General features: G+C 74.2%; 24 protein-coding genes. 13 read left to right on the top strand and 11 right to left on the bottom strand.

Annotation, left to right across the window (positions count from 1 at the left end):
* Window positions 1-8: 8 nt before the first annotated feature.
* Entirely contained in the window at window positions 9-776 is a 768-nt protein-coding gene (locus SK069_RS19685; protein ID WP_319955974.1) for a TetR/AcrR family transcriptional regulator, read from the bottom strand.
* Between the two features lie 145 nt (window positions 777-921).
* Here SK069_RS19685 and SK069_RS19680 point away from each other — a divergent pair, with 145 nt between their 5' ends.
* From SK069_RS19680 to SK069_RS19665, 4 genes are read left to right on the top strand one after another with little or no spacing between them, the layout of a single operon-like run.
* On the top strand, window positions 922-1,242 hold the full coding sequence (locus SK069_RS19680; RefSeq protein ID WP_319955973.1) for a 2Fe-2S iron-sulfur cluster-binding protein: 321 nt from the start codon (window positions 922-924) through the stop codon (window positions 1,240-1,242).
* 41 nt (window positions 1,243-1,283) lie between these two features.
* Window positions 1,284-2,726: a cytochrome P450 gene (locus SK069_RS19675; RefSeq protein ID WP_319955972.1), complete on the top strand. Its 1,443-nt coding sequence runs from the start codon at window positions 1,284-1,286 to the stop codon at window positions 2,724-2,726.
* A 29-nt stretch (window positions 2,727-2,755) separates the two neighbouring features.
* Window positions 2,756-3,997 (top strand): NAD(P)/FAD-dependent oxidoreductase, encoded by a 1,242-nt coding sequence (locus SK069_RS19670; protein WP_319955971.1) that lies wholly within the window; start codon window positions 2,756-2,758, stop codon window positions 3,995-3,997.
* A 34-nt stretch (window positions 3,998-4,031) separates the two neighbouring features.
* Entirely contained in the window at window positions 4,032-5,051 is a 1,020-nt protein-coding gene (locus tag SK069_RS19665) for a BtrH N-terminal domain-containing protein (RefSeq protein WP_319955970.1), read from the top strand.
* Window positions 5,052-5,239: 188 nt separating this feature from the next.
* Here the strand turns inward: SK069_RS19665 and SK069_RS20340 are convergent, their stop codons facing one another.
* Window positions 5,240-5,812, bottom strand: coding sequence for a transposase (locus SK069_RS20340; protein ID WP_406628318.1), 573 nt, complete (start codon window positions 5,810-5,812; stop codon window positions 5,240-5,242).
* On the opposite strand from SK069_RS20340, the gene SK069_RS20335 reads away from it, so the two are divergent.
* The 6 genes from SK069_RS20335 (at window position 5,775) to SK069_RS19635 (ending at window position 9,951) form a co-directional block, all read left to right on the top strand.
* The gene (locus tag SK069_RS20335; RefSeq protein ID WP_406628317.1) at window positions 5,775-5,957 is read left to right on the top strand and encodes a transposase; all 183 of its coding nucleotides are present in this window, start codon (window positions 5,775-5,777) and stop codon (window positions 5,955-5,957) included. The two genes, SK069_RS20340 and SK069_RS20335, sit on opposite strands and share 38 nt — an antisense overlap.
* Before the next feature lie 137 nt (window positions 5,958-6,094).
* Window positions 6,095-6,454, top strand: coding sequence for a hypothetical protein (locus SK069_RS19655; RefSeq protein ID WP_319955976.1), 360 nt, complete (start codon window positions 6,095-6,097; stop codon window positions 6,452-6,454).
* 376 nt (window positions 6,455-6,830) lie between these two features.
* On the top strand, window positions 6,831-7,541 hold the full coding sequence (locus tag SK069_RS19650; protein WP_319955969.1) for an Mce/MlaD family protein: 711 nt from the start codon (window positions 6,831-6,833) through the stop codon (window positions 7,539-7,541).
* Between the two features lie 160 nt (window positions 7,542-7,701).
* Window positions 7,702-9,138, top strand: coding sequence for an MlaD family protein (locus SK069_RS19645; protein ID WP_319955968.1), 1,437 nt, complete (start codon window positions 7,702-7,704; stop codon window positions 9,136-9,138).
* Window positions 9,139-9,271: 133 nt separating this feature from the next.
* Window positions 9,272-9,529 carry a ribbon-helix-helix protein, CopG family gene (locus tag SK069_RS19640; RefSeq protein ID WP_319955967.1) on the top strand — a complete coding sequence of 86 codons (258 nt, stop codon included), beginning with the start codon at window positions 9,272-9,274 and terminating at the stop codon, window positions 9,527-9,529.
* Window positions 9,526-9,951 carry a type II toxin-antitoxin system VapC family toxin gene (locus SK069_RS19635; RefSeq protein WP_319955966.1) on the top strand — a complete coding sequence of 142 codons (426 nt, stop codon included), beginning with the start codon at window positions 9,526-9,528 and terminating at the stop codon, window positions 9,949-9,951. Before SK069_RS19640 ends, SK069_RS19635 begins: the two co-directional genes overlap by 4 nt.
* A gap of 10 nt (window positions 9,952-9,961) precedes the next feature.
* On the opposite strand, the gene SK069_RS19630 is transcribed toward SK069_RS19635, so the two are convergent.
* Window positions 9,962-11,026, bottom strand: a complete 1,065-nt coding sequence (locus tag SK069_RS19630) for a sigma-70 family RNA polymerase sigma factor (RefSeq protein ID WP_319955965.1) — start codon at window positions 11,024-11,026, stop codon at window positions 9,962-9,964.
* 268 nt (window positions 11,027-11,294) lie between these two features.
* Between SK069_RS19630 and SK069_RS19625 the strand changes: the two genes are divergently transcribed.
* Window positions 11,295-11,738, top strand: coding sequence for a VOC family protein (locus tag SK069_RS19625; RefSeq protein WP_319955964.1), 444 nt, complete (start codon window positions 11,295-11,297; stop codon window positions 11,736-11,738).
* A 135-nt stretch (window positions 11,739-11,873) separates the two neighbouring features.
* Here SK069_RS19625 and SK069_RS19620 read toward each other — a convergent pair whose 3' ends face one another.
* The 8 genes from SK069_RS19620 to crcB (SK069_RS19585) form a co-directional block, all read right to left on the bottom strand.
* Window positions 11,874-13,103, bottom strand: coding sequence for a Fic family protein (locus SK069_RS19620; RefSeq protein WP_319955963.1), 1,230 nt, complete (start codon window positions 13,101-13,103; stop codon window positions 11,874-11,876).
* A 91-nt stretch (window positions 13,104-13,194) separates the two neighbouring features.
* Window positions 13,195-14,637 carry an NAD(P)/FAD-dependent oxidoreductase gene (locus tag SK069_RS19615; RefSeq protein ID WP_319955962.1) on the bottom strand — a complete coding sequence of 481 codons (1,443 nt, stop codon included), beginning with the start codon at window positions 14,635-14,637 and terminating at the stop codon, window positions 13,195-13,197.
* Window positions 14,634-16,295, bottom strand: a complete 1,662-nt coding sequence (locus SK069_RS19610) for a PucR family transcriptional regulator (protein ID WP_319955961.1) — start codon at window positions 16,293-16,295, stop codon at window positions 14,634-14,636. Before SK069_RS19610 ends, SK069_RS19615 begins: the two co-directional genes overlap by 4 nt.
* A gap of 107 nt (window positions 16,296-16,402) precedes the next feature.
* Window positions 16,403-16,885, bottom strand: coding sequence for a MarR family winged helix-turn-helix transcriptional regulator (locus tag SK069_RS19605; RefSeq protein WP_319955960.1), 483 nt, complete (start codon window positions 16,883-16,885; stop codon window positions 16,403-16,405).
* A gap of 160 nt (window positions 16,886-17,045) precedes the next feature.
* Window positions 17,046-18,137, bottom strand: a complete 1,092-nt coding sequence (locus SK069_RS19600; protein WP_319955959.1) for a GNAT family N-acetyltransferase — start codon at window positions 18,135-18,137, stop codon at window positions 17,046-17,048.
* 49 nt (window positions 18,138-18,186) lie between these two features.
* The gene (locus SK069_RS19595) at window positions 18,187-19,527 is read right to left on the bottom strand and encodes a lipase family alpha/beta hydrolase (protein ID WP_319955958.1); all 1,341 of its coding nucleotides are present in this window, start codon (window positions 19,525-19,527) and stop codon (window positions 18,187-18,189) included.
* Between the two features lie 71 nt (window positions 19,528-19,598).
* A complete protein-coding gene (gene crcB / locus SK069_RS19590) occupies window positions 19,599-19,967 on the bottom strand; it encodes a fluoride efflux transporter CrcB (protein WP_319955957.1) in 369 nt (122 codons plus the stop codon).
* Window positions 19,964-20,407, bottom strand: a complete 444-nt coding sequence (gene crcB / locus SK069_RS19585; protein ID WP_319955956.1) for a fluoride efflux transporter CrcB — start codon at window positions 20,405-20,407, stop codon at window positions 19,964-19,966. Before crcB (SK069_RS19585) ends, crcB (SK069_RS19590) begins: the two co-directional genes overlap by 4 nt.
* A 168-nt stretch (window positions 20,408-20,575) precedes the next feature.
* On the opposite strand from crcB (SK069_RS19585), the gene mmsA reads away from it, so the two are divergent.
* Together mmsA and SK069_RS19575 are read left to right on the top strand one after the other, a co-directional pair.
* The gene (gene mmsA / locus SK069_RS19580) at window positions 20,576-22,081 is read left to right on the top strand and encodes a CoA-acylating methylmalonate-semialdehyde dehydrogenase (RefSeq protein ID WP_319955955.1); all 1,506 of its coding nucleotides are present in this window, start codon (window positions 20,576-20,578) and stop codon (window positions 22,079-22,081) included.
* Between the two features lie 28 nt (window positions 22,082-22,109).
* Window positions 22,110-22,805, top strand: a complete 696-nt coding sequence (locus SK069_RS19575) for a response regulator transcription factor (RefSeq protein WP_319955954.1) — start codon at window positions 22,110-22,112, stop codon at window positions 22,803-22,805.
* The last annotated feature ends 13 nt before the right edge of the window (window positions 22,806-22,818 follow it).

The following is a 22,818-nucleotide window of genomic DNA, read 5'->3' as shown; positions in this document are numbered from 1 at the left end:
CCGCACGCTCACGCAACTCGGTCGGGTACTTCTTCGGTCGGGCCATCTTCGATGCATCCTCTCCCAGGCGAAACCTGGAAACGAGGCCTCCACGAAAACCGGCCTGGCTCACATCGGGACGTCTGCTCGGTCTGGTGTGCGGCGGCGTTCGGGCTGCCGGGCGACGCGGTCTCGGGGTGCGCTGCGGTCTTCAACCAGGTCCGCAGGACGACGATGGAGTCCTCGAGGGAGGGTGTGGTGCCGGTGCTGACCCATTCCAGGGCAAGGCCCTGCGCCCATGCGAGGGTGGTGATCTGGATCGTCTGTGGCGGGTGCGCGAGCTGGCCGCCGCGGGCGAGGTGCCCGTCGATCAGGCCGTCGATCATCAGACGCAGCTGGTCGGTTGCCGCCGCGGCAGCTGGCGCGAGGGACGGGTTGGTGATCGCTTCGGTCTGCAGGCCCAGCCATGCGATGAGAAACGCTCGGTCGCGGGTCAGGCCGGCCCAGAACGCTTCGAAGCCGACATCAATGATGCGGTCGGCGTCCTCGAGCGCGTCGACGGCCTGCAGGATCTGGTCGACGAGCCGCGCGATCAGGTGCTCGGCCGCGTTGGTCAGCAGCCCGTCGCGCGAGGTGAAGTAGTACGGGATCGCGCGCTTGGGAACTCCGGCCTCTTCAGCGACGCGCTGCAGCGAGGTGGCCGCATACCCGTCGCGAGCAAGGCAGCGGATGGTGGCCTCGAGGATCTCCTCGGCCCGTCGAGCGCCCTTGCGCGTCAGGTGTGTCGGGGTGCTCATCGGTCGTCCTCAACGTCCACCCCTAAAACGTACCGCACGGTGCACAAAAGTGGCACGCTCGATGCAGTTCTGTCAGACTGTCGGACGAGCAAGCCCGCTGAGCGTGGTTCGGGCTTCGCCAGAACAGTCGAGGAAGGGGCAAGTCATGGGGACCATCACGTTCGTCGAGCACGACGGCACGCCGCACCAGGTCGAGCTGGAGGACGGCTCGTCGTTGATGGAGCTGGCGACCAATCACGGCGTTCCGGGGATCGACGGCGACTGCGGCGGCGAGGCGTCGTGCGGCACCTGCCACGTGATCGTCGATGACGCCTGGATCGCCACGACCGGGACGCGCACCGAGCTTGAGAGCCAGATGGTGGAGATGTCGCCCGAGTGCAACCCGAACTCGCGTCTGGCGTGCCAGCTGCGCGCGACGGCGGAGCTGGACGGGCTGACGGTCCACCTGCCCGAGTTCCAGATGTAGCTGACCCCGTGTCCACACCGACAACTAGCGAGCGAGAGACCATGACAACCGACGTCAGCTACCTGCAGCGAACGAAAGACCGCCTGACCGACGCGGTGCAAGCGACGGTGCCGACGGACCGCGTGATCCAGGGCGTGGGCATCGCGCAGAAGGCCAAGCGCCTGGCCGGCGTGACGAAGGCGCTGCATTTCGAGGAGCGACCGATCCCCGATCCGGCGAACGTCCCGCTGGAGAAGATCGATGTCAGCAACCCGTTCATGAACCGCCAGGGCCAGTTGTACCCCTACTTCAAGCGCCTGCGCGAGGAGGCCCCCGTCCACTACCAGCCCGAGAGTCCGTTCGGGCCGTTCTGGTCGATCACGCGCTACGCCGACATCCAAGCCGTGGACTCCAACGCGGAGGTCTTCTCGGCCGAGCCGTTTATCGTGCTTGGGCCTCCGCCGTTCAATGCCGAGATGTTCATCGCGATGGACCCGCCCAAGCACGACGTGCAGCGCAAGGCCGTCCAGGGCGTCGTCGCGCCGAAGAACCTCAAGGAGATGGAGTCGCTGATCCGCGAGCGCGTGCAGGACGTGCTCGACAACCTCCCCACCGACCGGCCCTTCGACTGGGTCGAGCGCGTCTCGAAGGAGATCACCGTCCGGATGCTGGCGACGATCCTGGACTTCCCGTTCGAGGACCGCCACAAGCTCACGTACTGGTCCGACACGATCAGCGGGTCCGCGGACGCCACGGGCGGCACAACGCACCAAGACGAGCTCTTTCCCGCCGCCAGGGAACTCGCGCGCAGCTTCGTCACACTGTGGCACGACAAGGCTGCGCGTCGCGCCGCCGGCGAGCCCGACGGCTTCGACCTGATCACGCTGATGCAGACGTCGGAGGACACGAAGGACCTCATCAAGAAGCCGTTCGAGTTCCTCGGCAACTTGGCCCTGCTGATCGTTGGCGGCAACGACACCACCCGCAACTCGATGTCCGGCGGCGTCCTGGCGATGAACCGGTTCCCCGACCAATTCGAGAAGCTCAAGGCCGACCCGAAGCTGATCCCGAACATGGTCTCGGAGATCATCCGCTGGCAGACCCCCCTGGCCTACATGCGCCGCGTCGCCACCCGCGACGTGCACTTCGGTGGGCAGTTCATCCGCAAGGGCGACGTGGTGCTCATGTGGTACGCGTCGGGCAACCGCGACGAGGCCAAGTTCGAGAACGCCGACGACTTCGTCATTGACCGCAAGAACGCGCGCAACCACATGTCGTTCGGGTTCGGCGTGCACCGCTGCATGGGCAACCGGCTCGCCGAGATGCAGCTGCGGATCCTGTGGGAGGAGCTGCTCGAGCGGTTCGACCGCATCGAGGTCGTCGGCGAGCCCGGCTACGTGCAGTCGAACTTCGTCGTGGGCTACAGCGACATGCAGGTGCAGCTGACGCCCAAGCCCGCGCGCGAGCAGGAGCCGATCCGCGTCGAGGCCGTGTCGAGCGTCTGAGCGGCCACCGCGACGGACGGGAGGATGGGATGGGACGCGACCGGGTGATCGTGGTCGGCGCCGGGCACGCGAGCGCGCAGCTCTGCGTCAGCCTGCGCCAGGGCGGCTGGGAGGGCGAGGTCCTGCTCGTCGGCGACGAGCCGTCGCTGCCCTACCAGCGGCCGCCGCTGTCCAAGACGTTCCTGCACGGGACGACGACGCTCGACGACCTCCTGATCCGGGGGCCGGAGTTCTACGAGAAGGAGGACGTGACCTTCCGGCACGCCCGGGTCACCGCGATCGACCGCGAGGCCGGCACCGTCGCCCTCGACGACGGCGACGCGCTGTCCTACGACCGGCTCGTCCTCTGCACCGGGGCGCGTCCCCGCCCGTTGGACGTCCCGGGGGCCGACCTGGCCGGCGTGCACGCCCTGCGGGACGCCGCCGACATCGAGGCCATCCGGGGCACCCTTAAGACCGCCGCCCGGGCCGTCATCGTGGGCGCGGGCTACATCGGCCTCGAGGCCGCCGCGTCGCTGCGCAAGCTGGGGATCGAGGTCGCGGTCCTGGAGGTCGCCGACCGCGTCCTGCAGCGCGTCACCGCCCCCGAGGTCTCGGCCTTCTACGACCGCGTGCACCGCGAGGAGGGCGTCGACCTGCGCACCGGCGTCGGGGTCGCGGGGTTCGAGGGCGACGGGCACCTCCGGGCCGTCCGCCTCACCGACGGCACCAAGATCCCCGCGGACCTCGTCGTCGTCGGGGTCGGCGTCCTGCCCAACGTCGAGCTCGCCCGCGACGCCGGGCTAGCAGTCCAGGACGGGATCCTCGTCGACGAGCACGGCCGCACCGACGACCCGCACGTCTTCGCTGCCGGCGACTGCGCCAACCACCCCGACGCCCGCTACGGCACCCGGATGCGCTTGGAGTGCGTCGCCAACGCCAACGAGCACGCCAAGGCAATCGCCGGCGCGATCTGCGGCAAGCCGAAGCCGATCTCCGCGCTGCCGTGGTTCTGGTCCGACCAGTACGACCTCAAGCTCCAGATCGCCGGTCTGAGCGCGGGCCACGACGAGGTCGTGCTGCGGGGGGACCCCGACGACGGCCGGAGCTTCGCCTGCTTCTACTTCGCCGACGGCCGGCTGATCGCCGCGGACTGCGTGAACCGCCCGCAGGAGTTCATGTTCGCCAAGCGCGCCATCACCCAAGAGCTTTCTCCTGACCGCGTTCTGCTCGCGGACCCCGATACGAAGCTGGCCTCGCTATTGCAGACCCCCACCGGCAGCGCGCGGTGAGGATCGCGACCACCCCCGTCCAGCTGAAGGCATCATGAACATTCCTGCCGCCCCGTCGGTTCCGCGACCGTTCCCCCACCGGCGTGCCGGCCATTGTGCCTCCGGTGCGCTGCGTGACCTGCTCGAGTATCACCGGCTGGACTACGGTGCCGGGCCGCTCAGCGAGCCGATGGTCTTCGGGCTCTCCGGCGGCTACGGGTTCTTCTACACCGATCAACTGCCCGGCATTCCGTTCTATCTCGTGGGCAGGGTCGGGTCGATGGAACACGACATCGCAGCCCACCTCGGCGCCACCGCGCACGTTCAGAGCACCGATGACCCCGACGAGGGCTGGCAAGCCATCAAGGACGCCATCGACCGCGGCGACCCGCCGCTGGTCTGGGCCGACATCGCGCACCTGGAATACCTCCGCGTACGCATGGTCAATACCCGCCACGCGATCGTCATCTGCGGCTACGACGATGACCACCAGGTCGCGTGGGTCGCAGACAATGACCGCGACGAGCTGCAGCCCTGCTCCTACACGAGCCTCCGTCGAGCACTGAACTCCGACGGATTCCCCAGCCCCAACCGCAGCACCCGCTTTCGCTACCAGTGGCCGAAGGCGTTGCCTGACCTAGAGGACGCCGTCAGGGCTGCTGCAGCGACGACATCGAGAAACATGCGCCAGGACTCCGACACCGTCGGAGGCCTCCAAGGCGCCTGCGGCCTGGCCGGCGTAACGCACTTCGCCCGTACCTTTCCGGACTGGGCCGCACGGTTCGAGGACACCCTCCCGCAGGCCCTCGACCTCCTGACCGTCTTGATCGTCAAAGCCGGCACCGGAGGAGCGATGTTCCGCTCCCTCCAAGCCGACTACCTTGGGCAGGTAGCCGACACCTTGCGAGACCAGACGGTCGCCGAGGCCGCAAGGACCGCCACCGCACTGGCCGACCAGTGGAAAGCGCTGGCCAACAACACCGCGGCGCACGATCTCGCCGCAGCCCGCGAAACCGTCCAGCGCATCGACTACCTCGAGCACGAGGCCCTGCGAGCTCTCGAGGCGCTGCTGTGAGAGTCGCACCCGACGGCTCCATCCCCGAGCACCACCCCAACTGCCTCGGCTGCGGCTCGCAGAACCCCTGCAGTACCGGGCTCCGCCTCCACACCAACGGCGACTACGTTTACGGCGACGTCACGTTTGATCGTCGCCACGAAGGCGCCCCGGGGATTGCCTGAACCGCCCCGGGAAAGGTGGAGGGGTCAGGTTGTGGCCAGGAGGCCTTGTCGGTGAAGGGCTTCGTACTCGGCTGGGGGCCGTCTGTCGCAGGCGCTGTGCAGCCGGGCGTTGTTGTACCAATCGACCCATTCGAGGGTCGCGAGTTCGACCTCTGCGAGCGTGCGCCAGGGCCCGTTGCGGTTGATCTTCTCGGTCTTGAACAGGCCGATGGTGGTCTCGGCCAGCGCGTTGTCGTAGCCGTCGCCGACGGTGCCGACCGACGCGTCGACGCCGGCGTCGAGCAGGCGGCTGGTGAACGCGAACGACAGATATTGCGATCCGTTGTCGTGGTGGTGCACCAGCTCGTCCGGTGCGACCGGGAGACCGTCGCGTTCGCGGGCCCACAGCGCCATCTCGAGCGTCTCGAGCACGAGCGACGTTCTCATCGTGGTGTCGGCCTTCCAGCCGACGATGCGGCGTGAGAACGCGTCGACGATGAACGCGACGTACACGAACCCGGGTCTGCTGCACGGATCGGTGACACCTGACGTGTGGTGCTGAGAAGCGCCGCCGGAGAGGATGTGCAGCGTGCCGAAGCCGTATCCGCGGGAGTTCAAGGAGGACGTTGTCCGGGTCGCGAGGGCCCGCGACGGCGAGACGACGATCAAGCAGATCGCGGCTGATTTCGGGGTCAGTGAGTCGTGTCTGACGAACTGGATGAAGCAGGCCGACCGGGCTGGCCGCAGCTCGCGACGCGCGTAAGCGGATCCGGCTGTTGGAGCAGGAGAACGAGATGCTGCGGCGGGCGGCGGCGTATCTGTCGCAGGCGAATCTGCCGGGAAGATGATGTACCCGGTCGTCAGGGAGCTCGCCGACGACGGGGTTCCCGTCTCGGTGACGTGCCGGGTTCTGGTCTCGCTCGCCAGCCGTACTACCGCTGGCTCGTGCAGCCGGTCGGCGACCGCGAGCTGCTCTCGGCGTACCGCGCCGACGCGCTCTTCGATGCGCACCAGGAGGGTCCGGAGTTCGGATACCGGTTCCTCGTCGAGGAGGCGGCTCGGGCCGGCGAGGTGATGTGCGAGCGGACCGCATGGCGGATCTGCTCGGACCGTGGGTGGTGGTCGGTGTTCGGCAAGAAACGCGGCCACAACGGCAAGAGGCCGGGCCCGCCGGTCCACGACGATCTCTGTGCGGTCGTGCAGGCGGACGGTCGCGTGCGTCACGAGTTCGTCGCCGACGCGGTTGTGATCAGGCCCTAGCAACAGCGACGCCCCGGGGGCAACCGGGGCGTCGTGACCTTCTGATGTGGACATGGAGCTGTCCGTGCTGGTGCGCTTGATCGTACCGCAGGCGATGGCGGCCGAACAAGCCGTCTGGCCACGTCCGGCCGGACCCTCTCCTCAGCGAGAACCGACAGGTGGCGGCCCCTCGACTCCGACGGGTGCCCGGGTCTGGCACCGCGGCACGGCGCGTTGACCGACCGCGGAGTGGCGGCGCCGGGGACCGGACGCCGCCGTGGGTTCAGCGCGCGCTCATGCGGTGGGCTGGGTGCCCCAGTCCTCGGTGTGGCGGCGGTCGGCCTCGTCGGCGAACCGCTCGGCGGGGACGGCGTCCAGGGGGCGGGGGCCGTAGTCGATGGTCGGGCGGCGGATCTGCCAGTCGATCTGGGGGTGGCCGCGGTCGCGGACGGTCCGCCGGCTCGTCGGCGACCTGACGGCGCTGTCGCGGACGGCGGCCGGCGAGGGCGAGCGGCTCGGTGGCCTGACCGACGACCTCGGCGCGACGCTCGCGGCGCTGGCCGAGCAGGACGCCGCGCTGCGCGCGGGGGTGCGCGCCCTGCCGGCCGTGCTCGGCGACGCGTCCGCCTCGATCGACCGCACCGCCGCGCTGCTGCGGACCGCGCGCCGGACGGCCACGACGCTGCGCCCGGCGCTGCGGCGGCTGCCGGCGCTGAGCCGCGACGCGGGCGCGCTGCTGCGCCGCACCGAGCCGTTCCTGCGCGACGACGTCCGCCCGCTCGTGCGCCGGGCCGTCCCCGTCGCGCGCGACGCCGGCCCGGTGCTCGCGCGGATCGAGGGCCTCGTGCCGCCGGCGCGGAGGATCGTCGCCGCGCTCTCCTACGGCTTCAACGAGCTGGCGGCCGACCCCGGCGACGGGCGCAAGGGCTACCTGTACTGGGGCTCCTGGTTCTTCCACAACGCGAACTCGATGCTCTCGACCGCCGACGCGTCCGGGGCCGCCTGGCGCCTGCTGCCGCTGCTGAGCTGCAGCTCCTTCCAGTCCGAGCCGGGGCTGCAGGCGAGCCTCGGCGCGCTCGCCGGGCTCGCGGGAGGGTGCGAGCGATGAGCGGCGCCACGCGGTCGGCGGGGCGCCGGGTCGGGAGCGGGCGGGGACCGTCCCGGATCCGGCTGGGCGGGACCGGGTCGGCGGCCGAGCCGCGGAGCGGTGCGAACGGGGCCCGGGCGGCGGGCGCGCCGGCGAGCGGGGGTGCCGCGTGCTGACGCGGATGCCCGCACGCGGGGTGCTCCTCGCGGTGATCGCGGTCGCGCTCGTCGCGGGGATCGCCGCGATCGGGCTCTGGGTCGCGGCCGGGGGCTCGACGCCGTTCGCCGCGCAGGGCTACCGGGTGTCGGTCGCCCTCCCGGACGCCACGGGGCTGTCCCGCGGCGCGACCGTTCGGATCAGCGGCGTCGACGCCGGCCGCGTCACGGCCGTCGACCCGCAGCGGACCCCGGGCGGGGGCACGACGCGCGCCGAGCTCGAGATCGAGCCGCGCTTCGCGCCGCTGCCCGCCGACACCCGGGTCCTCCTGCGCACGGCGTCGCTGCTCGGCGAGCGGTTCGTCGCGCTGAGCCCGGGGACCGCGCACGGCCCGTCGCTGCCCGACGGCGGGACCATCCGGGGCGTCGCCGACGAGACGGCGACCGTCGGCGAGCTGCTCGACGCGCTCGACCCGCCCACCCGCCGCGCGGTCCGGCGGCTCGCCGCCACGGCCCGCACGGCGCTCGACGGACGGGGCGCGGAGCTCAACGCGCTGCTCGGGCGCGGCCCGGACGTGGCGGAGGACCTCGACCGGCTGACGGCGATCGTCGACGGTCAGCGCCCGCTCGTCACGCGCCTGACGCAGCGCGCCGAGCGCACCGCGGGGGCGATCGCCGACAGCGGCGGGGATCTGGAGGCGCTCGTGCGCGACGCCGGCACCGTCGCCGCGACGGGGGCGGACCGCGCCGATGCGCTGCGCCGGACGGTCGACGGCCTCCCGGACCTCATCGGCCAGACCCGCGCGACCGTCCGCCGCGGCGAGCGCCTCGCTCGCCGCGCTGGGCCGACCGTCGCCCGCCTGCGGGACGGCGCCGACCGCCTGTCGCCGGCGCTCGAGGCCGCCGAGGAGCTCGCGCCCGCGACCGCCGAGCTGCTCGGCGACGCGCGCCCGCTCGTGCGCCGCAGCGCCGCCGCCCTGCCCGAGCTCCAGGACGCCGTGGGCCAGCTGCCCGACCTCCTGACCGAGACGCGCCGGGTCACCCGTCGGATGCCCTCGTTCTTCGGGATGCTCGCCGCCTACCGCGAGCAGCTCGTGGCCTGGGTCGGCAAGCTCGCCGCCGTCACCCAGCCGACCGTCCAGGTCGCGCCCGGCATCCGTCAGCGCGCGATCCGCCTCGCCGCCGTCCTCGGCTCGAGCCCGCTCTACGGCACGACGGCGCGCCAGCCGAGCTTCCGCGGCAACGCCTACCCGGCCCCGGGCTGGCTGTCGGCGCTCGTCCGCGGCGCGCCGCTGGCCGCCTGGGACTGCCGCGGCGCGACCGCCCCGCCGACGTACGCGTCCTTCGGCGCCTCGCCCGCCTGCGTCGAGCAGCGGCCGTGGACCTTCGACGGCGCCACCCGCGCCTTCCCCCACGTTCGCCCGCTCGCCGACGAGCCGCCGCGGTCGGTCGCGCGTCGCTGAGCGTCCCCAGGCCTCCGGAGCCCGCCCCCGATCGACCGGCGCGTCCCGGATCGCCGCTTCCGGGACGAGATCGGAACGCCCCGCGAACCTCAGCCGATCAGTGTGATGCGGATGATGCGGTACCCTCGATGCCATGCGCACCACGATCTCGGTCGACGACGAGCTGCTCGCCGCCGCCAAGCGTCGGGCGCGACAGCAGGGCCGACCGATCGGCCGCGTGATCGAGGACGCCCTGCGGCGAGAGCTCGCCGTGGCCGACGGGGACGACGCCCGCGTTCCCGTCCCGGTCTTCCGGGGCGGGGGCGGCCCGCAGGTCGGCGTCGACGTGACCTCGAACCGCTCGCTGCGCGAGGCGCTCGACGCCGATCGGGAGCTGGGCGACCTGCGGTGAAGCTGCTCGACGTGAACGTCGTGCTCGCGGCGTATCGGGACGACCATCCGCAGTTCCCCGCCGCGCGTCCGTGGCTGGAGGGACTGCTCGACGACGGCGAGCCGTTCGCGGTCCCCGACCTCGTCGCCGGGTCGTTCCTCCGGATCGCGACGAACCGCAGGATCTTCGTCCGTCCGACGCCGGTCGCCGAGGCGTTCGAGTACCTCGCCGCGCTCCGCGGGCAACCGCGCCACCTCCTCCTCGGACCCGGACGTCGGCACCTCGAGCTCCTGCGCGAGCTGTGCGACGCCTACGACGCGGCGGGCGACCTCGTGGCCGACGCCCAGCTGGCCGCGATCGCCCTCGAGCACGGGGGCGAGGTCGTCTCGTTCGATCGGGACTTCGCGCGCTTCGAGCGCGTACGGTGGACGCGTCCCGGGTGAGCGACGTGCGCTAGCGGTACTCGATGACCGGCGCCTCGGCGTCGAGCTGCTCGGGCAGCCCGAACGAGCGGAAGAGCGCCGGGGACAGGAACGGCTGCAGGAAGTTGCGCACGCCGACGATCGTGGCCGGCTGATCGGCGGTGGCGCCCGCGGCGGCGGTCTCCAGCAGGGTGAGCGACCACGGCAGCCAGGCACCGGACTCGGGGTCGGGCTTGTAGCCGGCGTAGGCGGGCCCGCCGTTCGCGCGGACGGCGATGAGCTTCGAGCCGCGGCAGGCGGCGCCCTGGCCGAGCATGAACCTCCCGACCTCCTCCGGGCCGCGCAGCCAGAGCGGCAGCGGCGGCATGTCGAAGGCGACGTCGTAGCGCAGCAGCGCGACGATCCGGTCGATGTCGTACTCGGCGAACGCCTCGAGGTACTGCTCCAGCAGCCGTCGCTCCTCCTCGTCGCTCGGGCGGGCCGGGGCGTCGCCGTCCTCCAGCGCCAGCTCGTCGAGGGTCGCGCGCGCCCGCTGCAGCGCGCTGTTCACCGACGCGACGCTCGTCTCGAGCAGCTCGGCGACCTCCTTCGCGCTCCAGCGCAGCACCTCGCGCAGGACGAGGACGACCCGCTGGCGCGCCGGCAGGTGCTGCAGCGCGGCGACGAACGCCAGGCGCAGCGTCTCGCGCTGCGCGGCCCGGCCGGCGGGATCGTCGGGCCGCTCGGTCTCGATCCGCCCGTCGGCGACGGGGAGCACCCAGGTCGCCTCGGGCAGGCCGGCGCCGAGCAGCGAGTCCGCCGTCCCCGGCTCGGCGAGGTCGACCGGCCGTGCGCGGCGCTTGCGCCCGTCGAGCAGGTCGAAGCAGACGTTCGTCGCGATCCGGAAGAGCCACGACTTCAGCGCCGCGCGCTCGACGAGCGTCTCGCTGCGGCGCCACGCGCGCAGCATCGTCTCCTGGACCGCGTCCTCGGCCTCGAAGCCCGAGCCGAGCATCCGGTAGCAGTAGCCCGTCAGCGCGGGACGGAGGCGCTCGAGGTCCTGCTCGAAGGTGGCGCCGGCCGCGCGGGCGCGGGGGGCGGAGGGGGAGGCGGCCATGGCGGACCCATCGTATGGCCCGGCTCCGACACCGGGAACGGACCGTTCCGGGACGTCTCCCCCTGTCGGGTGCGGAGTCGGAACGTTCCGTGGGCGGTCCGTCGCCCCTGGCGTCTGCTCGCGCGGTCCGTCGTCGGGAGCGGGAACACGCCAACTTCTCGGTCCCCGATGAGTCGCCCGGGAGGCCGCCGTCCTTGCTCCTGACCCCGACGAGCGGCCGCCGAGCAGGCACCGGAGCGTCGGGACCCACCTCACCAGGAGCTCTCCCGTGTCCCGTCTGCTGTTCCTCAACCTGCCCGTCGCCGACCTCCAGCGGAGCCGCGACTTCTTCGCCGCCCTCGACTTCACGTTCAACGAGAAGTTCAGCGACGAGGGCGCGGCGTGCATGGTCGTCAGCGACCAGGCGTTCGTCATGCTGCTGCAGCGCGAGCGCTTCGCCGAGTTCACCGTGAAGCCGGTCGCCGACGCGCAGGAGGCGACCGCGCTGACCGCCGCCGTCAGCGCCGACAGCCGGGAGGCCGTGGACGCGTTCGCCGAGGCGGCGCTCGCGGCCGGCGCGACCGCCGCGAAGGACCCGCAGGACTACGGCTTCATGTACGGCCGCAGCTTCCACGACCTCGACGGCCACCTCTGGGAGGTCATGTGGATGGACCCGGTCGCCGTGGAGAACGGCCCCCCCACCCCCGAGGCGTTCGCCGAGGCCCAGGCCTGACCCGTGCCCGCCGGCCCGGGGAGCGCGTCGCCGTCGATGGCCGACGTCGCCCCAGGGCCGCGTCCGGTCCCGTCCGTCCCGTCCCACCTCGTCGCGCGGCCGTCCCGGGCCGCGCGCCGCGCCCTCACGACTCCGTCAGCGCGTCTCGGCGATCTGGAGGCGTCCCCCCGACAGCTCCCGCTCGAACGCGTCCAGCAGCGCGAACACGCCGACGGCCTCGTACTGGACGTTCCGCCGGCCGAGCGTCACCGGCCGGACGACGCCGCGCTCCTGCAGCAGCGCGAGCCCGTCGCGGACGCGCTGCGGCGAGCGGCCGAGCGCTTCCGCCGCCGAGGTCGCCGAGACGATCGGCCGACTCGGCAGCAGCTCGAGCAGGGCCCACGCCGCGGAGTGCGCCCGGACGCCGTCGAGCGTGGACCGCCACGTGTCGAGCAGCCGGTCGACGTCGTCCACGAGGCGCGCGGTCGCCGATGCGGCCTCCTCCAGCGCCTCGGCGATCGTCGACACGAGGAGGCTCGGTCCGTCCCGCCGATCGAGCCGCCACGCCGTCAGCGCGGCGACGTAGCGCTCGCGGTCGCGCGCGAGCACGAGCGAGACCGGCGGGTCGATCTCCTCGACGAGCCGGTCGCGACGCAGGAGCATGCCGACCAGGATCCGGCCGACGCGCCCGTTGCCGTCGGCGAACGGATGCAGCGTCTCGAACTGCGCATGGGCGACCGCTGCCTGCACGACCGGTGACAGGTCTCGCCGCTCGAGGAGGGCGACGAGATCATCGATCAACGGCTCGAGGTGGTCGCGCGGCGGCGGCACGAAGTCCGCGCCGGCCGGCGTGTGCGGGTCGCGGCCGATCCAGTTCTGTCCCTCGCGCCACGCGCCGGCGTGCGGCGCGAGCGCCCGGTCGCCGCGGGCCACCGCGCGGTGGAGGTCGAGGAGGATCTCGGTCGTGAACGCCCCGCCGGCCGCCGCCCAGGCGTAGGCGTCGGTGACCGCGGCGATCGCCTCCAGCGCGGCCTGCGCGTTCGGGTGGTGGCGCCCGCCCGCGCCGACCTTCGCGAGCGTCCGGTTCGACGGGACGACGACCCCTTCCATCTGCGACGACGCGATCGCCTCCGAGCGCAGCATCTGCGCCGAGAGGGTCCGCAGGAGCCCGGCGGCGTGGGTCCGCTGCAGACGGGCGATGGCGCGCTCGGCGTCGGCGGCCGCGGTCGTGGCCGCGGCCGAGAGCGAGAGCTCGCCGGCGTCGACCGGCTCGGGGACGAACGCCTCGATCAGCGCCGGCGTCCGCGCCCGGCGGGGTCCCGTCGCCGCCGGGTCCGGCTGCCAGCGCACCGGCAGCCACGTGCCGCGCGGTTCGGGGTCCGCCATGCCGCTAGCGTACCGCTCCGTCCCTCACGCGAACACTTCATCGACGAAGTGTTCATATGTGGTCCTGATGTGGCGGATCGGCCGCCGGCCGTCAGCTGTCGAAGCCCAGGCCGAGCCGGTCGAGCGCGCGCAGCCACAGGCCGCGTCGCCCGGTCCGGTCGGCGGCCGCCAGCCGGTTGCGCGTGATCGCGATCCCCGTCCAGCGCAGCGGCTCGGGCGGGAACGGCACCGGCCGCTCGCGGACGTAGCGCAGCGCGGTGGCCTCCGTCTCGCGACCGTCGAGCAGGTCCAGCGCGACCTGGGCGCCGAATCGCGACGCGCCGACGCCGAGGCCGGTGTACCCGGCGACGGCGCTCACGCGGCCGCCGTGGGCGAGCGCGAAGAACGCGCTGAACCGGCTGCACGTGTCGATCGCCCCGCCCCAGCGGTGGGTGAAGCGCAGGCCGCGCAGCTGCGGGAACGCGACGAAGAACTGCTGCGCCAGCCGCGCGAACGTCGGGTCGTGGTCGTCCAGCGACGGCCGGACGGGGTTCCCGAACCGGTGGACCGCGTCGTAGCCGCCCCAGAGGATCCGGTCGTCCCGGGTCAGGCGGAAGTAGTGGAACCGGTTCGCCCAGTCGCCGATCCCCTGGCGCCCCTCCCAGCCGATCGCGGCGCGCTGCTCGGGGCGCAGCGGCTCGGTCATCAGCACGTAGTCGTAGACCGGGACGATCCGCCGCCGGACCGCCGGCAGCAGCTGGCCGTAGGCGTTCGTGGCCAGCAGCACCCGCCGCGCGCGCACGCGCCCCCGCGGCGTCACGAGCGCCACCGCCCCGAGCGATCCCTCCGGCTCCAGCGCGTCGACCGGCGTGTGCTCGGCGATCCGCACGCCGGCCCGCAGCGCCGCGGCGCGCAGGCCGAGCGCGAGCTTGCCGGGGTGCACGAGCGCGGCGCCGGTGCGGTCCGCGAGCGCGCCCTGGACGACCGGCGAGCGCAGCTGCCGCCGCGCCGCCGCGACGTCGAGGACCTCCGCGTCGTGACCGTGGTCCCGCAGCAGCGCGGCCTCCTCCTCGGCCTCGGGGGCGTGCGCCGGGTCCAGGAGGATCGTCAGCTCGCCCGTGCGCTCGAGGTCGGCGTCGACCCCGTGCCGCTCGAGGTCGGCGATCAGCGCCTCGTGCTGCTGCAGGCCGAGGCGCTCGAGCGTCGCGAGCTCGTCCGGGAACCGCTCGTGGCCGTTGCCGATCCCGTGGGTGAGCGACGCGACGCAGAAGCCGCCGTTGCGGCCGCTCGCGCCGAAGCCGCAGGTCTGCGCCTCGAGCAGCAGGACGTCGCGGGACGGGTCCTCGCGCTTGGCGTGCAGCGCCGCCCACAGCCCGGTGAACCCGCCGCCGACGACGCAGAGGTCCGCCTCGGCCGTGCCGACGATCGGCGGCGCGGGGTCCGGCAGCGTCACGTCGGTCGCGTCCGGATCGAGCCAGAACGGCCGGACCGCGGCGTCGGCGTAGCTCGCGCGGTCCGCGGCCGTCGGCGGGGTGCGGGGCCAGGGGACGCTCATCCCCGGACCCGCGGTCCGGCGGTCGTCGCGTCGGGCTCGACGTAGGGCAGCGCGCGCAGTGCCAGGTGCACGGTCATCGTCTGCTCGGGGTCCGACAGGTCGACGCCGAGCAGCTGCTCCAGCCGCGTCAGTCGGTTGTAGAGCGCCTGCCGGTTGAGGTGCAGCGCGCGCGCGGTCTCCGCCTTGCGCCAGCCGTTGGCGCAGAGCGCTTCGAGCGTCGGCAGCAGCGCGTGCTTGCGCTGGGCGTCGTGCTCGAGCAGCGCCCCGAGCCGCCGTCGGACGAACGCGGCGACCTCCGCGTCGTCGCGCCAGCGCCAGAGCAGCCGCTGCAGCTCGAGCGCCCCGGCGTCGTGCCAGCGCGCCGGCGGCAGGCTCGCCGCCGCGGACGCGGTCTCCTCCGTGAGCTGCAGGCCCCGGCCCGCGTCGGGCCACGCGACGGGCAGGCCGACGGCGACGAGCAGCTCGCCGGCCCCGAGCCGGCGGCCCGCGGCGGTGCGCAGCGCGTCGGCGACGCCGTCGGCGACCGCGGCGCGGTCCTGGTCCTCGCGCAGCGCGACGAGCCCGAGCAGTCGCCCCGGACGCCCCCGCTGCCCGATGAGCGCGACCGTCCCGCGCCCGTCCAGCTCGGTCTGCGCGTCGCGCAGGACGAGGCTCCAGGCCGCGGAGCCGGCGGCGGCGTCGCTCTCGGCGGCGACCGGCAGCAGCTGCGGGCCGGCCGGCGCGAACCCGATCGAGCGCGCCTGCCGTTGCGCGTCGCGTCCCGCGATCCGGCCGGCGGCGAGGTCGACGAGGAAGTCGCCGCGCTCGCGCGCGACGAGCTCCTCCTCCTGCCGGGCGCGCAGCAGCGACAGCGCGACGATCCCGGCCGCGCGCTCGAGCACGACCTCGGCCCGCTCGTCCAGCGGTCCGCGCAGCGGCAGCGCCAGCAGGCGCCCCGCGGCCTGGCTCGGCCCGTGCGGGACCGGGGCGGCGAGCCCGGCGCGCCACGGCGCGCGGCCGTCGCCCTTCGCCGCCGTCCACGCGTCGAGCGGATCCACGGGCGTGGCGTCGCCGGCGTGGTGCGGCCCGGCGGCGTGGAAGAGCAGCCGGCCGTCGCCGTCCTCGAGGAAGACCGGGTTGTCGACGAGCTCGGCGGTGGCCGCGAGGACCTCGGGGATCCCCTGGCCGGCGAGCAGCAGCTCCGTGAGGCGGCGGTGGACGTCGTCGCCCCGACGCAGCAGCGCGTAGTGGGCGTGGACGATCTCGCGGTGGATCGCCTCGGTCACCGAGACGAACGGCACCTCGCGGTGCAGGGCCACGAGCGGCAGGTCGTGCTGCCGGGCCGACTGCACGATCGCGTCGGGCATCGTCGGGAAGCTGTGGCCGAGCTCGATCGCCAGCGCGGCGATGCCCTTGTCCGCGAGGCCCGCGACGAACCGCCGCTGGTCGGCGACCCGCTTGCCGATCCCCAGGCCGGTCGTCAGCAGCAGCTCGCCGCCGCGCAGCATCGAGGCGATGTAGTCGACCTCCCCCGCGTGGACCCACCGGATCGGCCGGTCGAGCCGGTCGGCGCCGGCGAGCACGTCGGGCATCCCGCGCCGCAGCACGGGCAGGTCGAGCGCCTGGCGGACGGTGATCCGCGGCGCGGGAGCGGCGACGGGGGCGGGCGTCGTGGTCATCGCGTGGCCGCATCATCGCCGCCCGCGACCGCGGTGGTGCTGGCAGATCGTCCAACGGTCCGTGGCTGGCGCTGGACGATCCGTGTGCCGGCGCGGTGCGCTGGCGCTCAGCAGTCGTCGGCGGCGAGGCCGTCGATCGCGTCCAGGATCGTCGCGGCGATCGCGTCGAGCTGCTCGACCTGCGCGTCGTCGAGCGCGCCCATCACCGGCATCCGGATCTCGGCGACCTGCCGCGGCGAGATCCGCTCCACGAGCGCGCGGCCCTCGTCGGTCAGGCGCAGCAGGAAGGCCCGCCCGTCGTCGGGGTCGGAGCGGCGCGAGACCCAGCCGTCGTCCTCCATCCGCCGCACGGCGTGCGAGAGCCGGCTGGGCGAGAAGTGCAGGCGACCGCAGACCTCGCTCATCCGCAGCTCGCCGTCCGGCGCGGCGTCGAGCACGACGAGGACCTTGTAGTACGCGTGCGGCATCCCGCCGTCGCGCTGGACCTGGCGCTCCAGGACCTCGTCGAGGCCCTGGACGGCGAACATCAGCCGCCGCCACGCCTGGGCGCGGGCGGCGTCCAGGGCCGGTCGGGAGGGAGCGTCGGGCACGTGTCGGTCCTGGGTTGCACCGATGAAGCCTTCGCGCTACGGTTCGGGTGCTTGAGCATTCAAGTATAGGCGCGGGGGACCTTCTGGGACACGCGCTGCCGGGGTTGGGGGACCTTCGACAGCGCACTCTCCGAGCCGGACGCCGGCGTTCGCGTCGGCGTCACATCGTTCGTGCGATCAGCACGCTGCAGGGCGCGTGGCGGGCAACCTTGTCCGCCACGCCGCCCAGCAGGAACCGCCGCGCGCCGCGCAGCCCCTTGCTGCCGACGACCAGGAGGTCGGCGTCGTGGTCGGTCGCCGCGGCGAGCAGCACCGACGCGGGGTCCCCGCGGCGCGTCTCGACCGTCGCCTCGATCCCGGCGTTCCACGCGATCCGGCGGCCGATCGCCACCGCGCCGCGCGCGTCCGCCTCGGTCGAGACGAGCCAGCCGAGGTCGGAGAGGCCGTCGGGCACCGCCCCCTTCGCGCGCGCCACGACGCCGAGGTAGGCGCTGACGACGTGGAGGCTCGCGCCGACCCCCGCCGCCAGCCCCGTCGCCTGGGCGACCGCGAGCGCCGCGCTCAGCGACCCGTCGGTGCCGACGACGATCCGCTGCGGCACCCCGCCGGGTCGCGGATCGGTGCGGCGGCGCCGCGGCGTGGCCCACGCGGCGACCGCCTGCAGCAGCCCGCCGACGACGACGAACGAGCCGGCGGCGGCCCCGCGCAGCAGCTCGCCGAGGACCGGGCCGGCGCCGGGGGCGTCCGGCAGGGCGATCTCGAGCTCGACGACCTGTCCCTCGTACCGGCGCGCCGTGGGGCCGAGGTCCGAGATCACGTGGACCGCCGCCGGGTTGTCGGCGAGCACCGACGCCGTCAGCGTGCGCAGGCCCTCCTCGCGCGCGCGATCGGCGAGCGCGTCGAGCAGCACGCGCCCGATGCCGCGCCCCTGGGCGTCGTCGCGGATCGTGATCGCGAGCTCCGCCCGGTCCCCGTCGGGCTCGCGGATGAAGCGCGCGACGCCGAGCCCGCGCCCGTCGACCGGATCGATGGCGGCGATCGCCTCGTGGTCGTGATGGTCGACGTCGACGAGGTAGTCGAGCATCCGCGACGGGAGCCGCGGCATCGGCGCGAAGAACCGCCGGTAGCGCGACTCCTCGCTGAGCCGCGCGAACCCGTCCGCCAGCGCCTCGCGGTCGTCGGGCGTCAGGGCGCGGATCTCGACGGGGTGGCCGTCGGGCAGCCGCACCGTCCGGGGGAGCGCGTCGCGCACCTCCCCCTTCTACCAGCGGCGTGCGCGGCGGTGAGCCGGCCGGAGGGCCTCAGCTCGCCGCGCAGACCCGGTACTGCCGCACGTCGCTGACCCGGACGACGCGGCCGCGACGATCGCGGGCCCGCAGGGTGGCGGTGCTGCGCACGACGACCGTGCGGCCGGCGCGCCGGCGGAGGTCGACCGTGGCGACCTTGCGGCCCTGCGCGGCGCGGGTGCCGGGTGCCCGGCGGGTGCTCACGCGCTCCGTGCCGACGCGGACGGTCGCCGTGCGGATGGGGCGGTTCGTCGGACGGACGCGGATCGTCAGGCGGCGCGGGGCCTGGCAGCGCGCGGCCGATCCGGTCGGGCGCACGACCGGCGCGTCGGCGGGGCCGCGGTCGTCCGTCGCGGCGGCGGGCGTCGCGGGCGGCGGATCGAGGCGCACTCCCGGGTCGGGGCCGAAGTAGCCCAGGGGCGTCATCGCGACGCAGCGGACCTTCCGCGCGCGGTCCGGTGCCAGCGCGTTGAGCACGAGCTGCGCGGCGTTCGGGGAGTACGCGACCGCGAGGTGCTCGGAGAGGTCGTTCGGGCAGACGTCCTGCAGCACGACGTTCGTGACGTTCGGGGCGTCGAGCAGGCCGCTCGTGTACGGCGTGACGAGCTCGTCGTACTTCGTGGCGATGCCCGTGTACGTGATCCCCGGGATCGCGGGGCCCGCGGCGTTCACCTTCCTCAGGTAGTCCGAGCCGCGCAGGAACTGCGCGCACGACCCGCAGAGCGGCCCGAGCAGCAGCTCGGCGACCTGCCGCCCGGGCAGGCCGAGGCCGGCCGCGGCGTCGGCGAGGTCGCCGAGGCCCACGAGGTTCGTCCCCTTCCACAGCGGCGTGAGCTGGACGTACTTGTCGACCTTCTTCGCGCCGCCCCGGAACGAGAGGTACCACCGCGGCATGACCGTGCCCTCGGAGTGGCCGACGAGGTCGACCTTGTCCGCGCCGGTGCTGCGCAGCACCCGGTCCACGAGCGCCGCGAGCTCGGCGGAGCTGTCCTCCATCCGCGTGAAGCCGGCCAGCAGCGGGAACCCGAGCGTCTTGCCGTAGGTGAGGCCGAAGACGCAGAAGCCGTTGTTCTTCAGCAGCGGCGCCATCGTCGCCCAGTTCGTGCCGAGGGTCCCGGCGAGGCCGTGGACGAGCACGACCGGCCGCGTGCCCGGCGCCGGCTTGCAGGAGAAGTCGTTCGTCCCCGGGGCCGTGTCGGGGCTCGCGCCGCCGCCGACGAACGCGGTGACGTCCCACGGGACCCGCAGCGGCTCGGCGGCCCGCGCCGCGGGTGAGAGCGCCGCACCGAGGACGAGCGCCGCGAGCACCGCGACCGTCCCGCGCAGACGTGGCCCACCGCTCCGCCGCTCTCCCATGCCGCGATCCTACGCTCGGTCGGAACGGCGGTCCAGCGCTCCCCGTCGGGGACGCGGTCCGGTCGTCGGCATCAGGCGAGCGCGAGCCCGATCGCGCGCCCCGCCGCGGCGGCGGCGAGCCCGAGGACCATGCTGCCGACGAGGTTGCCGGCCGCCACCGCGAGCAGGCGATCGCGGGCGGCGCCGCTCACGTCGAGCATCCAGGTCGAGAAGGTCGAGTAGGCGCCGACGAACGCGGTGCCGAGCAGCAGCGCCGCGTCGTGGGACAGCGCGAGCCCGCTCACCAGCCCGAGCGCGAGCGACGCCGAGACGTTGACGACGAGGATCCCGGCGGGGAACGCGCCCGGGACGCGCGCGCGGACCCGCGCGTCGACGAGGAACCGCAGCACGGCGCCGGCACCGCCGAGCGCCGCGACGCCGGACCAGAGCAGGACGCTCATGTCGCGCTCGTCCCGCTCCGGCGCCGGGCGCGCGCCGCCCGGTGCCCGGCCACCGCGGTCAGCAGCCCGCCGACGAGCGTCACCGCGCCGTAGCCGGCCGCCAGCGCCCAGCGACCGTCGTCGACCTGCCGCACGAGCTCGAGCTGCAGCGTCGAGAACGTCGTCAGGCCACCGCAGATCCCCGTCGTGAGGAAGGGCCGGAACCGCGGGTCGAGGTCGGGGACGTGGGTCAGGCGGACCGTCCACCAGCCGAGGAGGAACGTGCCCACGAGGTTCGCGACGAGCGTTCCCCACGGCCACGTCGAGGGGTCGTGCCCCTGCGCCTCGGCCAGGCCGGCGCGGGCGAGCGTGCCGAGCGCGCCGCCGAGCGCCACCGCCGCCAGCACGTGGTGGCGGGGCGTCGCCGGTGCGGGGCTCGTGGGCGCGTCGGGGTCGGTCATCGTGTCCGCCGGCGCTCGATCGTCGCACAGCGGCCGAGCGCCGCCGTGCCCGCTCCCCGACAGAACGTCGGGCGCGCGCCGCGGGGTCGGGACGGCCCGTCCGCCGCGGCGGGACGCCGTGCTGCGTCACCGTGGAGGGGCAGCGTCCCGCGATCCGAGTCCTCCGCCATGTCCGACGTCACCGCTCCGCCCGCCACCCGCGTCCTGCAGTCCTTCGTCGGCGGGCGCTGGGTCGATGCGCTCGCCGACGAGCACCGCGTCTCCCGCGACCCGGCGACCGGGGCGGCGCTCGCGCGCGTGCCGCTCTCCGGCGCCGCCGAGGTCGACCGCGCGGTCGCCGCCGCGCGCGAGGCGCAGGTCGCGTGGCGCGCCACCGCGCCGCAGGTCCGTGCCCGCGCCCTCTATCGCCTCCGGGACGTGCTGGACGCCCACCGCGAGGAGCTCGCGGGCCTCGTCGTGCAGGACATGGGCAAGACCTTCGACGACGCGCTGGCCGAGGTCGGCCGAGGCATCGAGTCGGTCGAGGCGGCGATGGGCGGCGTGCACCACCTGAAGGGCCAGACGCTCGAGGGCATCGGGACGGGCGTCGACGCCGAGCTGCACCGCCAGCCGGTCGGGGTCGTGGCGGCGATCACGCCGTTCAACTTCCCGGTGATGATCCCGCTCTGGTTCCTGCCCTACGCGCTCGTGGCCGGCAACGCGGTGCTCCTCAAGCCCTCCGAGCAGGACCCGCTGGCGTCGGAGCGGATCGTCCAGCTGCTCGCGGGGATCGACGAGCTGCCGGCCGGGATCGTGAGCCTCGTGCACGGCGCGCACGACGTGGTCAACGCCCTGCTGGACCACCCCGGGATCGACGCGATCAGCTTCGTCGGCTCGGCCCGGACCGCGCGCCACGTCGCGACGCGCGCGACGGGCAACGGCAAGCGCGTCCAGGCCCTCGGCGGAGCGAAGAACGCGATGATCGTCCTGCCCGACGCCGACCCGCGGCTCATGCCCGCCCAGGTCGTCGGCTCGGCCTTCGGGGCGGCGGGGCAGCGCTGCATGGCCGGCTCGGTCGCGGTCCTCGTGGGCACCGCGGAGGAGCAGGACCGCTCCCTCGCGCTGATCCGCGACGCGGCGTCCGCGCTGCGCAGCGGCCCGGGCGGCGACGCGGGCACCGACGTCTGCCCCGTGATCGACGCCGCGGCCCGCGAGCGGCTCGTCGGCGAGATCGACGCGGCCGAGCGCGACGGCGTGCGGGTCGTCCTCGACGGGCGCGCCGCGGACGCCGGTCCCGGCGGCGCGAACCTCGGCGCGACGATCCTCGACGCCGTCCCGGCCGAGCACCGCGTCGCGACGGAGGAGCTCTTCGGGCCGGTCCTCGCGGTCGTCCGCGTGCCCGACCTCGACGCGGCGCTCGCCTTCGCGGCCGCCAGTCGCTACGGCAACTCGACGGTGCTCTTCACGGAGTCCGGGTCCGCCGCGCGCCGGTTCCGCTACGAGGCCGATGCCGGCATGCTCGGCGTGAACGTCGGGGTCGCCGCCCCGATCGCGTGGATGCCGTTCGGCGGCTGGAACGACTCGATCGACGCCGACCTGTCGGCCAACGGCGAGGACGCCTTCCGCTTCTACACGCGGCAGAAGGTCGTCACCACCCGCTGGGGCGGATCGGGCGGCGGCGGGATGCGGTTCTGACCCGGCGCGCGCCGGTACGATCGGGCCCGTGGCGAGCCCCGATCCGCGCTCCGACGCGCCGCCGCTGAAGCTCGTCCTCGCGGACGACGAGGCGGTGCTCCGCGCGGGGCTGCGGGCGATCCTCGAGGCCGAGGACGACCTCCGCGTCGTCGGCGAGGCGAGCGACGGGGCCGAGGCCGTCGAGGTCACCCTGGCCACGCACGCCGACGTCGTGTTCATGGACGTCCGGATGCCGCGCCTGGACGGGATCGCCGCCACCCGGCGGCTCGTGGCCGCCGGCAGTCGCGCGCGGGTGCTCGTGCTGACGACCTTCGACGCCGACGAGGCCGTCGTGGAGGCGCTCCGGGCGGGCGCCGCCGGCTTCCTGCTGAAGGACGGCGCGCCGGACCGGCTCGCCGAGGCGGCGCGCACCGTCGCGCGCGGCGAGGCGCTGCTGGCCCCCGGCATCACCCGCCGCCTGATCGAGCAGCACGTCGAGCGGTCCGGGCGCCCCGAGCTGCGCCCGGCGCTCGACGCGCTGACGCCGCGCGAGCTCGACGTCCTGCGCGAGCTCGCGGCGGGCCGGTCCAACGCGGAGATCGCCGCCGCGCTCTTCCTCGCCGAGGCGACCGTGAAGACGCACCTCACGAGCATCCTGGCGAAGCTCGGCCTGCGCAGCCGCGTCCAGGCGGTCGTCTACGCCTACGAGAGCGGGCTCGTGGTCCCCGGCGCCGGCGGCGACTGAGTTCGGATCCAGG

This window comes from Patulibacter brassicae (assembly GCF_033949425.1).
Lineage (GTDB): Bacteria > Actinomycetota > Thermoleophilia > Solirubrobacterales > Solirubrobacteraceae > Patulibacter > Patulibacter brassicae.
The sequence above is the reverse complement of the archived record's forward strand: the minus strand, read 5'-3'. Positions and strand labels throughout refer to the sequence as shown.

Excerpts from the sequence above, each read along its gene's own strand:
- crcB (WP_319955956.1), bottom strand. The coding sequence starts at position 20,407 with ATGACCGACCCCGACGCGCCCACGAGCCCCGCACCGGCGACGCCCCGC.
- SK069_RS19630 (WP_319955965.1), bottom strand. The coding sequence starts at position 11,026 with ATGGCCGCCTCCCCCTCCGCCCCCCGCGCCCGCGCGGCCGGCGCCACC.
- SK069_RS19675 (WP_319955972.1), top strand. The coding sequence starts at position 1,284 with ATGACAACCGACGTCAGCTACCTGCAGCGAACGAAAGACCGCCTGACC.
- SK069_RS19620 (WP_319955963.1), bottom strand. The coding sequence starts at position 13,103 with ATGGCGGACCCCGAACCGCGCGGCACGTGGCTGCCGGTGCGCTGGCAG.
- SK069_RS19670 (WP_319955971.1), top strand. The coding sequence starts at position 2,756 with ATGGGACGCGACCGGGTGATCGTGGTCGGCGCCGGGCACGCGAGCGCG.
- SK069_RS19645 (WP_319955968.1), top strand. The coding sequence starts at position 7,702 with ATGCCCGCACGCGGGGTGCTCCTCGCGGTGATCGCGGTCGCGCTCGTC.
- SK069_RS19610 (WP_319955961.1), bottom strand. The coding sequence starts at position 16,295 with ATGACCACGACGCCCGCCCCCGTCGCCGCTCCCGCGCCGCGGATCACC.
- SK069_RS19640 (WP_319955967.1), top strand. The coding sequence starts at position 9,272 with ATGCGCACCACGATCTCGGTCGACGACGAGCTGCTCGCCGCCGCCAAG.
- mmsA (WP_319955955.1), top strand. The coding sequence starts at position 20,576 with ATGTCCGACGTCACCGCTCCGCCCGCCACCCGCGTCCTGCAGTCCTTC.
- SK069_RS19595 (WP_319955958.1), bottom strand. The coding sequence starts at position 19,527 with ATGGGAGAGCGGCGGAGCGGTGGGCCACGTCTGCGCGGGACGGTCGCG.
- SK069_RS19665 (WP_319955970.1), top strand. The coding sequence starts at position 4,032 with ATGAACATTCCTGCCGCCCCGTCGGTTCCGCGACCGTTCCCCCACCGG.
- crcB (WP_319955957.1), bottom strand. The coding sequence starts at position 19,967 with ATGAGCGTCCTGCTCTGGTCCGGCGTCGCGGCGCTCGGCGGTGCCGGC.
- SK069_RS19650 (WP_319955969.1), top strand. The coding sequence starts at position 6,831 with ATGGTCGGGCGGCGGATCTGCCAGTCGATCTGGGGGTGGCCGCGGTCG.
- SK069_RS19615 (WP_319955962.1), bottom strand. The coding sequence starts at position 14,637 with ATGAGCGTCCCCTGGCCCCGCACCCCGCCGACGGCCGCGGACCGCGCG.
- SK069_RS20335 (WP_406628317.1), top strand. The coding sequence starts at position 5,775 with ATGTGCAGCGTGCCGAAGCCGTATCCGCGGGAGTTCAAGGAGGACGTT.
- SK069_RS19685 (WP_319955974.1), bottom strand. The coding sequence starts at position 776 with ATGAGCACCCCGACACACCTGACGCGCAAGGGCGCTCGACGGGCCGAG.
- SK069_RS19680 (WP_319955973.1), top strand. The coding sequence starts at position 922 with ATGGGGACCATCACGTTCGTCGAGCACGACGGCACGCCGCACCAGGTC.